This is a genomic window from Pseudomonas sp. NBRC 111127, from assembly GCF_001320345.1.
In the GTDB taxonomy this organism is placed as follows: domain Bacteria; phylum Pseudomonadota; class Gammaproteobacteria; order Pseudomonadales; family Pseudomonadaceae; genus Aquipseudomonas; species Aquipseudomonas juntendi.
On sequence record NZ_BCBD01000178.1, the window covers coordinates 1 to 11,265 of the forward strand.

Annotated in this window: 9 protein-coding genes; 8 read left to right on the forward strand and 1 reads right to left on the reverse strand. The window is 63.5% G+C overall.

Annotated elements, in window-relative coordinates; all coding sequences use genetic code 11:
- Positions 1–110 precede the first annotated feature (110 nt).
- The 6 genes from APH30_RS23460 to APH30_RS23485 all read left to right on the forward strand — a co-directional run bounded on the left by APH30_RS23460 (position 111) and on the right by APH30_RS23485 (position 7,111).
- The gene (locus APH30_RS23460) at positions 111–1,868 is read left to right on the forward strand and encodes a carbamoyltransferase (RefSeq protein WP_054906200.1); all 1,758 of its coding nucleotides are present in this window, start codon (positions 111–113) and stop codon (positions 1,866–1,868) included.
- The gene (locus APH30_RS23465; RefSeq protein WP_054913907.1) at positions 1,852–2,982 is read left to right on the forward strand and encodes a glycosyltransferase; all 1,131 of its coding nucleotides are present in this window, start codon (positions 1,852–1,854) and stop codon (positions 2,980–2,982) included. The genes APH30_RS23460 and APH30_RS23465 overlap by 17 nt, the downstream gene beginning before the upstream one ends.
- Positions 2,982–3,878 carry an antimicrobial resistance protein Mig-14 gene (locus APH30_RS23470; RefSeq protein WP_054913908.1) on the forward strand — a complete coding sequence of 299 codons (897 nt, stop codon included), beginning with the start codon at positions 2,982–2,984 and terminating at the stop codon, positions 3,876–3,878. Before APH30_RS23465 ends, APH30_RS23470 begins: the two co-directional genes overlap by 1 nt.
- Positions 3,875–5,278 (forward strand): PIG-L deacetylase family protein, encoded by a 1,404-nt coding sequence (locus tag APH30_RS23475; protein WP_054913909.1) that lies wholly within the window; start codon positions 3,875–3,877, stop codon positions 5,276–5,278. Before APH30_RS23470 ends, APH30_RS23475 begins: the two co-directional genes overlap by 4 nt.
- 37 nt (positions 5,279–5,315) lie before the next feature.
- On the forward strand, positions 5,316–6,272 hold the full coding sequence (locus APH30_RS23480) for a glycosyltransferase (RefSeq protein ID WP_054913910.1): 957 nt from the start codon (positions 5,316–5,318) through the stop codon (positions 6,270–6,272).
- A 65-nt stretch (positions 6,273–6,337) separates the two neighbouring features.
- Positions 6,338–7,111, forward strand: coding sequence for a glycosyltransferase family 2 protein (locus APH30_RS23485; RefSeq protein WP_054913911.1), 774 nt, complete (start codon positions 6,338–6,340; stop codon positions 7,109–7,111).
- Between the two features lie 85 nt (positions 7,112–7,196).
- Here the strand turns inward: APH30_RS23485 and APH30_RS23490 are convergent, their stop codons facing one another.
- On the reverse strand, positions 7,197–7,802 hold the full coding sequence (locus APH30_RS23490) for a hypothetical protein (protein WP_009681346.1): 606 nt from the start codon (positions 7,800–7,802) through the stop codon (positions 7,197–7,199).
- A 215-nt stretch (positions 7,803–8,017) separates the two neighbouring features.
- Here APH30_RS23490 and msbA point away from each other — a divergent pair, with 215 nt between their 5' ends.
- Both msbA and hldE read left to right on the forward strand, forming a co-directional pair.
- Positions 8,018–9,826: a lipid A export permease/ATP-binding protein MsbA gene (gene msbA / locus APH30_RS23495; protein WP_009681345.1), complete on the forward strand. Its 1,809-nt coding sequence runs from the start codon at positions 8,018–8,020 to the stop codon at positions 9,824–9,826.
- 130 nt (positions 9,827–9,956) lie between these two features.
- Positions 9,957–11,265, forward strand: a 1,309-nt coding sequence (gene hldE / locus APH30_RS23500; RefSeq protein ID WP_054913912.1) for a bifunctional D-glycero-beta-D-manno-heptose-7-phosphate kinase/D-glycero-beta-D-manno-heptose 1-phosphate adenylyltransferase HldE, incomplete at its 3' end; no start/stop codon positions are given.

Genomic DNA, 11,265 nt, shown 5'->3' on the forward strand with positions numbered 1-11,265 from the left:
TCCTACAACGACCGCGCAGTCCGTGATCTTTGCGTTATAATCCCGCCTTTTAGTCGCCACCCGCCCAAGCGGCCGCTGGCGCATCTCTACCGAATGAAGAGGCTAATCCCTTGGCATTGACGATTCTTGGCCTGTCCGGCGCCCTTAGCCATGACCCTTCCGCGGCCCTGTACATTGATGGCAAGCTGATTGCCGCCGCCGAAGAAGAGCGCTTCGTGCGTGACAAGCATGCGAAGAACCGCATGCCCTACGAGTCGGCGAAGTTCTGCCTGGAGCAGGCAGGCATCAAGCCATCCGACGTCGACGTGGTTGCCATCCCGTTCGCGCCCATCAGCCTGTTCGGCAAGGCGCGCTGGCACTATGCCAAGCGCTACTGGTACGCCCCGGATCGCGCCCTCGATGCCATCCTGATGGGCAACCGCCGCTACAAGCGCTACCGCAAGAAGATCGTCTGGTGCCTGGAGCAACTGGGCTTCGACCCGAAAAAGATCAAGATCGAGCCGGTCGAGCACCACCTGGCCCATGCTTCCAGCGCCTATCACTGCTCGGGCTTCAAGGAAAAAACGGCCATCCTCGGCATCGACGGTAAAGGCGAGTACGCCACCACCTTCTTTGGCTACGGCGAAAACGGCAAGATCCACAAGATCAAGGAATTCTTCGACCCGGACTCGTTGGGTGGCCTGTACGGTGCCATTACCGAGTTCCTTGGTTTCGAGATGCTCGATGGCGAGTTCAAGGTCATGGGCATGGCGCCGTATGGCGATGCCAGCAAATACGACTTCTCGCGCCTGGCCAGCTTCGAGAACGGTGAACTGGTGATCAACACTGAATACGCCAACGTCATCGGCCTGCGCCGCCACAAAGAAAAGGGCAAGGGCTTCTACTTCTCGCCCAAGCTGATCGAGTGGCTGGGGCCCAAGCGCGAAGGCGATATCGCCGACGAGCCGTACATCCATTACGCGGCCAGCATGCAGGCGTTGTTCGAGAAGATCGCCCTGCAGATGATCGACCACTACCTGGGCGACACCCTGCGCGAAACCGGCAAGCTGGCGTTTGCCGGCGGCTGCGCGCTGAACGTCAAGCTCAACCAGAAGATCATCGCCCGCCCGGATGTCAAAGAGCTGTTCGTGCAGCCGGCTTCCGGCGACGCCGGTACTGCGGTTGGCGCTGCGGCCTACGTGTCCCACGCCCGTGGCGTACCGGTCGAGAAGATGGAGCACGTATACCTCGGCCCGTCCTATTCCAACGAGGACGTGATCGCTGCCTGCGCTCGGCACCCGAATGCACCGGCGTGGCGCAAGCTCGACGACATGCCGCAGCGTATCGCCAAGATCATGGTCGATGGCAACCCGGTGGCCTGGTTCCAGGGCCGCATGGAGTTTGGCCCGCGCGCCTTGGGCGGGCGTTCGATCATCGGTTGCCCGAGCGTGCCGGGCGTCGCCAACCGTATCAACGAGCAGATCAAATTCCGCGAGCGCTGGAGACCTTTCTGCCCGTCGATGCTCGACACTGTCGCCCCGCAGATGATCAAGGTCGATCACCCGGCGCCGTTCATGACCTTCACCTTCGAAGTGGCTGAAGAGTGGAAAACCCGTGTGCCGGAGGTGGTCCACGAGGACGGCACCTCGCGTGCCCAGGTGCTCAAGCGCGAGTACAACCCGCGCTACTACGACATGATGAAGGCGCTCGAAGACCTGACCGGCAACGGCGTGTCGCTGAACACCTCGCTGAACCGCCGTGGCGAGCCGATGATCTGCTCGCCGACGGACGCCCTGAACATGTTCTTCGGCTCGGACCTGCAATACCTGATCATGGAAGACATCCTGGTTGTGAAGGACGGCGCTGCCGCCTATGACCAGCCGCTCTGAACCGCGCATCCTGCAGTTCTGCCATGGCTATGACGGGCCGTTTCTGGACTGTGCCCGTCAGTACGCCAGCCTGTTCCAGGGGCGTGGCTACCGGGTGACCACGGTGTTCCTCACGGGTGCCGCCGACCCGCAAGTAGCGGCGGGTTGCGCCTCGGACGAGGTGTTGTTCCTGGGCTTCAGCTCCAAGGCCGTGCGTGGTCTCAAGCTCGGCGCGATCCGCGCCCTGCGGCGGATTGCGGCCGAACGCAATTTTGCGTTCTGCATCGCCCACCGCTTCAAGCCGATCTATGTGGCGTTGCTGGCTACTGGCCTGCCGGTGATCGGCGTGCACCATGCCTTTGGTGACTACCAGCGCAAGGGGCGGCGCATTTTCGCCAACCTGTTCGGCAAACGCCTGAGCCTGCTCGGGGTGTCGGATGCCGTACGCGACGACATGCGTCGTTGCTTGCCGCAGTGGCCGGCCGAACGCATCCAGACGCTGTACAACCGTATCGACCTCGAGGCCCTGCAGGCGGCCCAGGTGCCGCGCGCCGAGGCGCGGCAGGCGCTGGGCCTGGATGCGCAGGCATGGATCGTCGGCAATGTCGGCCGGCTGCACCCGGACAAGGACCAGGCCACGCTGTTGCGCGGTTTTGCCCAGGCACTGCCTGGGCTGCCGGCCGGCGCCCGGCTGGCGATCCTTGGCAAGGGGCGGCTGGAAGGCAAGCTCAAGGCCCTGGCTGGCGAACTGGGTATTGCCGGGCAGGTCGACTTCCTTGGCCAGGTGCCGGACGCGCGCCGTTACTTCCGGGCTTTCGACGTGTTCGCCCTGAGCTCCGACCATGAGCCGTTCGGTATGGTCCTGCTCGAGGCCATGGTAGCCGGGGTGCCCGTGTTGGCCACCGCCTGTGGCGGTGCCCGCGAGGTGGTCGAGGGCGTTGGCGTGCTGTTCCCGCTGGGCGACCCCGGGCAGTTGGCCCAGGGCCTGGAACATATGGCCGTGCTCGACGGGCAGCAGCGCCAGGCCTGTGCCGAACACATGCTGCAACGCCTGCGTGAGCGCTTTTCCGACCAGGCCGTGCGCGAGGCTTTCTGGCAACTGCCGCAGGTGCGTGCGCTGGTGGGGCAGGCGTGATGCTCAATCGTATTCAGGCTTGGCGCGAACGCGGCTGGCAAGTGATCGACGCCCACGCCTATGCCCAGGCGTGGGCCCGCTTTGGCGGCAGCGTCGCGACTCACCCGCTGGTGGTCGAGCAACTGGCTGACCTGGCGCAGATACCCGTGCGCTACCTTGGCTGGCACCAGAATGGCGAGCTGAAAGCCGCCATTGCGACCTGGGGGCGCCACCTGGCGCTGTCCAAGGACGTGCTCAAACGCGCCGGCAAGAAAGCCCTGTTCGACCTCGGCAACGCCGAAATCATCCTGCCGGCCGCACCCGATGCCGGCGCACCGCTGCGTCACAGCGCGCGCTACCTGTCCGAACTGAACCAGGGCCGCTTCAGCGGGCTCAAGGTGCAGAAGGAACAGCTGGCCATGGCCCGCGCGCACGAAGACCTGTCGAAGAAGTTCCGCTACAACCAGCGCCGCGAGCTGCGCCTGCTGGAAGAGGCGGGCGGGGTGGTGCGCCCGATCAGCGCGTTCAGCGCACAGGAAATCGCCAGCATGTACTGCGACCTGTTCCAGCGCCGCTGGGGCTTCCCGGCCACCGGTGCAGAGCGCATGGCCGATGTACTGGAGCGGCTGCGTGAGCTGCTGATCGGCTCGGTACTGCTGCTGGACGGCAAGCCGATAGCGATCCAGCTGGTGTACCGCGTCGAGGCACCGCAGTGGGTCAGCGTGGAGTACATCAACGGCGGTGTCGACCCCGAAACCAAGGCCTTCAGCCCAGGTAGCGTGTTGAGCTTCCTCAACACCCAGGCGGCCTGGGACGATGCCCGAGCGCGCAACAAGCCGCTGCGGTTCTCGTTCGGTCGTGCCGACCGCGAGTACAAGGAGCGTTGGTGCAACCCCGTGCCGGTGTACCAGGCATGAGTCGCAAGCAGCAGTTGCTCAAGCGCCACCGGCGCAACAAACGCCTGGCGCTGCTGGCTGGGCTTGCTGGGCTGGTCGCCTTGGGCCTGGCCACCTGGTGGTGGCTGCCGCTTTTGCTGTTACCGCTGCTGTGGGCTGCGCATGAGGCGTGGTTTGCCGATCATCTGTTCTACACCCCGGGCGAAGATTACGCCTACGACTTCGGGGAGCACACCCGGCCTGTGGCCGCGCGCTTGCAGGCCGGTCTGCTCAAGGCCGACTGCGTGCTGCAGGGCGGGGAAACCCTGGTGCTCGAACTGCACATAAAAAGCAGTTGGCTGGGGCGTTTTCTCGATCCGCGGGTCGAACTGCTGGCGGGCGAGCAGACCGACCAGCAAACCTTCGAGCGCGGTGTCGCTGGCTTGCGTTATCTCAACCTCACCGGCCTGGCCGCGCCCCTGCAGGCCGGCACACTGCGCTTGCGTGGCCGGCATTGCCGGCTGCTGGGCCAGCCGCGCTTGTGGATAACCCCGGCGGTCGAACTGCAACGGCGGCGGGTAATGGTGATTGCCCCCCATGCCGATGACGCCGAGTTGGCCGCCTACGGGCTGTACAGCCAAGCGCAGGAAGCCTGGGTGGTCACGCTGACCGCCGGTGAAATCGAGGCCGAGCATTATCGACAGATGGGCCTGGGCAAGGCCGAAGCCGCTCGCCTGAAAGGTCGCCTGCGCGCCTGGGACAGCATTGCCGTGCCGCGCTGGGCCGGGGTGGCGGAGTCTCGTTGTGTGCAGTTGGGCTACTTCTGCCTGCAATTGCCTGCCATGCAGGCGGCGCCCGATCGGCCTGCGGTGTCTCGTGAAGCCGACATGGCCGATATCCGCCCGTTCCGCCAGTTCAACCCGTTCCCGCTGCCCGCCGACCAGGACGGTGCCCCTACCTGGCACAACCTGTTGGCCGACTTGCGGGCTGTGCTCGAGTTGGCCAGGCCCGAAGTGCTGGTGCTGCCGCACCCCCAGCTGGACCCGCACCCCGATCACGTCTGCGCCCAGGCCGCCGTGCTCGAAGCCTTGCAGGGGCTGGCCTGGAAGCCACAGACCCTGCTGTGCTACGCCAACCACCTGCATGACAACGATCGCTGGCCAATGGGCGATAGCGGTGACGGCGTGGCGTTGCCGCCGCAGTTGAGCGCGGATCAGGCCTGGGCCCCCTGCAGCCTGGTACTGGACCTGGCCAGCCAGCGTGACAAGGCGATGGCGCTGGGCATGATGCACGACCTGCAACCGCCAGCCCCCTTCAAGCGTCGCCTGCGCCGCTTGCTGCAACGGTGGCTGGCCGGTCGCCGCCCGTCGCCTTATGGGGAGAACGAGTTCTTCCGCAAGGCGGTGCGCCGGCATGAGCTGTTCTGGCGGCGTGAGCTGTAAAACTGACCGCGTTGGCGCAGAGCGCCCAAGGAACATGATGAAAGTCCTATTTCTGGTACAGAAGGAACAGCGCGCGATCCTGGATCGCCTGTACGACGGCGTCGCGGCCAACTGCGAATGCGACCTGCGCTGGTTGACCAGCGAAGACCAACGCAACCTGCGCCGCTACTTCAAGCGCCACGTGCAGGTCGAGCGCTATGACCGCATTGTTTTCTTTCTGCGCTTCAAGCAGGAAATCCGCCAGGTCGCGTTCATTCGTACCGTGCCGAACCTGGTCATACTCGAGCACGACGCCTACCAGAACTACATCCCGTGCAAGTACACCGGCAAGTTCAGCGCCCACTACCGGCAACTGCCATGGACGCGTGTGATCAGCTCTGGCTACATGGTCAGCGAGCGCCTGCGCCAGGAAGGCTTCGATGCGGTATTCGTGCCCAAGGGTTATGACGAGCAGTTGCTGGCTGACCAAGGGCGCGAGCGCGATATCGAACTGGCCTTCGTCGGCAGTGTCAACAGCGTGGCCTACAGCGGCCGCAAGGCGCTGCTGGACGAGTTGGGGCAGGTCGAGGACCTGCTGGTAACCCGCACCAAGTCGGGCGAAGACTATTGCAACACGCTCAACCGAATCCGGTTTTTCGTCAGCGCCGATGTCGGCATGGGCGAATACATGATCAAGAATTTCGAGGCCATGGCCTGCGGCTGTGTACTGCTGGCCTATGACCAGGGCGAGCAGGAAAACCGTGCGTTGGGTCTACAGGACATGCACAACGTGGTGTTGTATGACACCATCCCGACCCTTCAGGCCAAGCTGCGACGCTTGCGTGCCGAGCCTGAGCTGGCGCGGCAGATTGCCGAAAACGGCCGCCATCTGGCGGTTTCCCGTTTCAGCTTCGGCGCTGTAGGCCGTAGCATCGTCGAGCACATGCGCCCAGCGCTCAGGCCCCGCCCGCCATTATCAGCATGGCAGCGGCTGCGCCTGAAGCTGGGCTTCTAACATAAGAGCTTTGGCGCCCAGGAACGGGCGTTGAAAGCCGACAGTCGCAACGCGGGGGGAGTCCGGTGCGCTTTTCAAATGAGAGTGATGTCACGCTTGTAGTGACCAGTTGTGGGCGGTTCGACCTGCTCAAAGACACCCTTGAGAGTTTCGATCGCTACAACACGGCGCCCATCCGCGAGGTATTCATCACCGAAGATTCAGGTGACGATGCCGTGCATGACGCTGTGCCAGAGCACTGGAAACCGCACTGCAAGGTGTTCGTCAACCGGCCCAAGCTAGGCCAACTGGCGTCTATCGACCTGGCCTACAGCCACGTCAAGACGCCCTACATCTTCCACTGCGAGGACGATTGGCACTTCTATCGCCAAGGCTTCGTCGAGGACTCGCAGGCCATTCTGGCTGCCAGCCCCAACCTGCTGCAGGTGTGGCTGCGCAGCCACGCCCACGACCTGGCCGTGCACAGCCCGTACATTCACCTCGGGGATCGTCAGGTGATCGCCGGCGTGCCGTGCTATCCCCTGTTGTCGGACAAGGCCGAATGGCAGGCGTTTTCGTTGAACCCCGGCCTGCGGCGGTTGAGCGATTACCAGCGCTGTGCGCCATTTGCCGCCTATGCTGGAGAAAAGGCGCTGTCCCGGCGTTATGCCGAGCTCAACCTGACAGCGGTCACGCTGGAAGGTGATGCGGTATTGCACACTGGGTTCGGTAATCACGTGACCGTACCCATTGAAGTGGAGCGCAAGGCCAAGCGCCGTCAGCGCGACCGGATGAAGCTGGCATTGACGCTGGTGGCCGGGGCCTTGATCGGCGCAGGTATTACCGTTTTTGTACAGTAACAACGCAGTCATGCCCTCGATTGCCCGCAGCAAGCCCCCCCCGACAACGTCGATTGATGCTGGCCGAGCGATGTCTCGGCTGACCTCAACGCGCGAGCAGGGCGCCCTCGAATGCAGCGAGGGGGAAGCGCTCGCCGAGGTTTTCCCGCTCTATGTAACGCACCATGTGCTGCACATTGCGACGGATCATGCGCGCTGACAGCGGCGGCCGCAGGAAGCGCATGTCGGCTACGTCGATCAGGCCCAGGCGCTGGTCAGGGGTTACCACCACGTTGCCCAGGTGCAGCGAGCGGAAATACACACCGCTGCGGTGCAACTGGCGGATCAGTTCGATCAGGCGCGGCAGGTAGATATCCCAGCTGAAACCTTCATCCCGAGACATTTGCAGCAAGGTGCGCCCCGGCAGAGGGCGATACAGCACCGCGGTGCGGCCTGGCATGTCGAGCTTGTGTTGGCTGATCACCTCTAGGGTGGGAATGCCCAGTTGTGCCAGGCGCGCAGCGTTGTCGACGAAGCGCTGCGAGTACGGGCGCAGCAGTGCAGATGAAATCAGACGTTTTCTACGAAAAACCTTGAGGAAATTACCATCTGCGAGCAGGTAGACTTTGGCGCCATGGCTGTCTGCCTCAAGCACCTGGGCGCCGTGTGTCAGCTGGTCGAAGTCGACCTGGTTGAGCCGCGAGCATTGCATGAATAGGGCCTTGTCGTCTGGCGAGCAAAATGACCGGCAATAATGCCGAAAATAATGCGGTAGCACCATGCATGGTGTCTTCGATTCATCGGGTAGGAAACAGGCTCGCCCACACAGCCCTGTAGCTCGGCCTTGCGATGATGCTGCCATGGGGGCGTGCCGAAAATGACGCCTGTGGTAAAATTTCCGGTTCAACCTGAACAGCGAGCTTGATAATGGCCGAAACACCGCGACCGGCGGAGCACACTTCCAGCCTGAAGATCTACTTCCGGCTGCTGGGCTATGTGAAACCCTACGTCGGCATTTTCCTGCTGAGCATCATCGGTTTCGTGATCTTCGCCTCGACCCAGCCGATGCTGGCCGGCATCCTCAAATATTTCGTCGATGGGCTGAGCAACCCCGAAGCGGTGTTGTTCCCCAACGTGCCGTACCTGCGCGACCTGCAATTGCTTCAGGCCGTGCCGCTGCTGATCATCCTGATCGCCGCCTGGCAAGGCCTGGGCTCGTTCCTTGGTAACTACTTCCTGGCCAAGGTCTCCCTGTGCCTGGTGCACGACCTGCGGGTGGAGTTGTTCAACAAACTGCTGGTGTTGCCTAACCGCTACTTCGACAACCACAACTCCGGGCACTTGATTTCACGCATCACCTTCAACGTGACCATGGTCACCGGCGCTGCCACCGATGCCATCAAGGTAGTGATCCGCGAAGGCCTGACCGTGGTGTTCCTGTTCGCCTACCTGCTGTGGATGAACTGGCACCTGACCCTGGTGATGGTCGCCATCCTGCCGGTCATCGCGGTAATGGTCAGCGTTGCCAGCAAGAAATTCCGCAAGCAGAGCAAGAAGATCCAGGTAGCCATGGGCGACGTCACCCACGTTGCCTCGGAAACCATCCAGGGCTATCGCGTGGTTCGCAGCTTCGGTGGCGAGGCCTATGAGGAGCAGCGTTTCGGCAAGGCCAGCCTGAGCAACACCGACAAGCAGCTGCGCATGACCAAGACCGGTTCGCTGTACACGCCGGTGTTGCAACTGGTGATCTACACCGCCATGGCCGCGTTGATGTTCCTGGTGCTGTTCCTGCGGGGCGAGTCCACCGCCGGCGACCTGGTCGCCTACATCACCGCTGCCGGCCTGTTGCCCAAGCCGATTCGCCAGTTGTCGGAAGTCAGCTCGACCATCCAGAAGGGCCTTGCAGGTGCCGAAAGCATCTTCGAGCAACTGGACGAAGCCCCTGAGCTGGACACCGGTACGGTCGAGAAGGAGCGTGTGGAAGGGCACCTGGAAGTGCGCAACCTCAGCTTTACCTACCCCGGTACCGACCGCGAGGTGCTGAGCGACATCAGCTTCACTGCCGAGCCCGGGCAAATGATCGCCCTGGTTGGCCGCTCGGGCAGTGGCAAGTCGACGCTGGCTGCGCTGATCCCGCGCTTCTATCACCACAGCAAAGGGCAGATTCTGCTCGATGGCGTGGAGATCGAGAACTATCGCCTGCGCAACCTGCGCCGCCATGTGTCGCAAGTGACCCAGCATGTCACCCTGTTCAACGACACCGTGGCCAACAACATCGCCTACGGCGACCTGGCCGGCGCCCCGCGCGCAGACATCGAAGCCGCGGCGGCCGATGCCTACGCCAAGGAGTTCGTCGACCGTCTGCCGAAGGGCTTCGATACCGAAGTCGGTGAAAACGGCGTGCTGCTGTCCGGCGGTCAGCGCCAGCGCCTGGCAATTGCCCGTGCACTGCTGAAAAACGCCCCACTGCTGATTCTCGACGAGGCCACCTCTGCCCTGGACACCGAGTCCGAGCGGCATATCCAGGCGGCGCTGGACCACGTGATGCAGGGGCGGACCACGCTGGTCATCGCCCATCGCCTGTCCACCATCGAGAAGGCCGACCAGATTCTGGTGATGGATCAGGGCCGGTTGGTGGAGCGCGGTACCCATGCCGAGTTGCTTGCGGCAAATGGCCATTATGCCCGCCTGCATGCCATGGGCCTGGATGAGCCGGCCAAGGCCGACATCACCTGAACCCTCCTTGATCGGGGCCGTCATGGCCCCGATTGTCACGGGAATTTTCCATGGGCTATCTGGCCGTAAAGCCATTGACGACCCTGTGCTAATATCCTGCCCCTGTTCATTATTTCCATATGGGTTGCCCATGAAGTTGTCCATGCCGCGTTTCGATCAAGCCCCGGTACTGGTGGTCGGCGATGTCATGCTCGACCGCTACTGGCATGGCGGTACTTCGCGTATTTCGCCCGAGGCGCCAGTGCCGGTGGTCAAGGTCGATCAGATCGAGGATCGCCCCGGCGGTGCGGCCAACGTTGCCTTGAACATTGCCGCGCTGGGCGCCCCCGCGTCGCTGATCGGCGTCACCGGCCAGGACGAGGCCGCCGACAGCCTGGCCAATAGCCTGCAGGCTGCCGGGGTGCGCTCGGTGTTCCAGCGCATTGCCCACCAGCCGACCATCGTCAAGCTCCGGGTCATGAGCCGACACCAGCAACTGCTGCGTATCGATTTCGAAGAGCCCTTCGCCACCGACCCGCTGTCGCTGGCCAGCGAGGTCGACAACCTGCTCGATGGGGTCAAGGTGCTGGTCTTGTCCGACTACGGCAAGGGTGCGCTGAAAAACCACCAGGCCCTGATCCAGGCGGCCCGGGGCAAGGGCATTCCGGTGCTGGCCGACCCCAAGGGCAAGGATTTTTCCATCTACCGTGGCGCCAGCCTGATCACCCCCAACCTCAGCGAGTTCGAGACCATCGTGGGTCGATGCGTCGATGAGGGCGACCTGGTCGCCAAGGGTTTGCAGCTGCTTCAGGACCTGGACCTGGGCGCCTTGCTGGTCACCCGTGGCGAGCACGGCATGACCCTGCTGCGCGTTGGCCAGCCAGCGCTGCATTTGCCGGCGCGGGCGCGCGAAGTGTTCGACGTTACCGGGGCTGGCGATACCGTCATCTCCACCCTGGCCGCCGCGATTGCCGCCGGTGAGGACTTGCCCCACGCAGTGGCCCTGGCCAACCTGGCGGCAGGTATCGTGGTCGGCAAGTTGGGTACCGCCGCCATCAGTGCCCCTGAACTGCGCCGTGCGATCCAGCGTGAGGAAGGCTCCGAGCGCGGTGTGCTGGGCCTGGAACAGCTGCTGCTGGCCATCGATGACGCGCGGGCGCACAAGGAGAAGATCGTTTTCACCAACGGTTGCTTCGATATCCTGCATGCCGGGCACGTAACCTACCTGGAGCAGGCGCGGGCCCAAGGCGATCGCCTGATCGTGGCCGTCAACGACGATGCTTCGGTCAGCCGCCTGAAAGGGCCGGGCCGGCCGATCAACAGCGTCGACCGGCGCATGGCCGTGCTGGCCGGGCTGGGTGCGGTGGACTGGGTGATCAGCTTCTCCGAGGGTACCCCGGAGAACCTGCTGAGCCAGGTCAAGCCGGATGTGCTGGTCAAGGGGGGGGACTACGGCATCG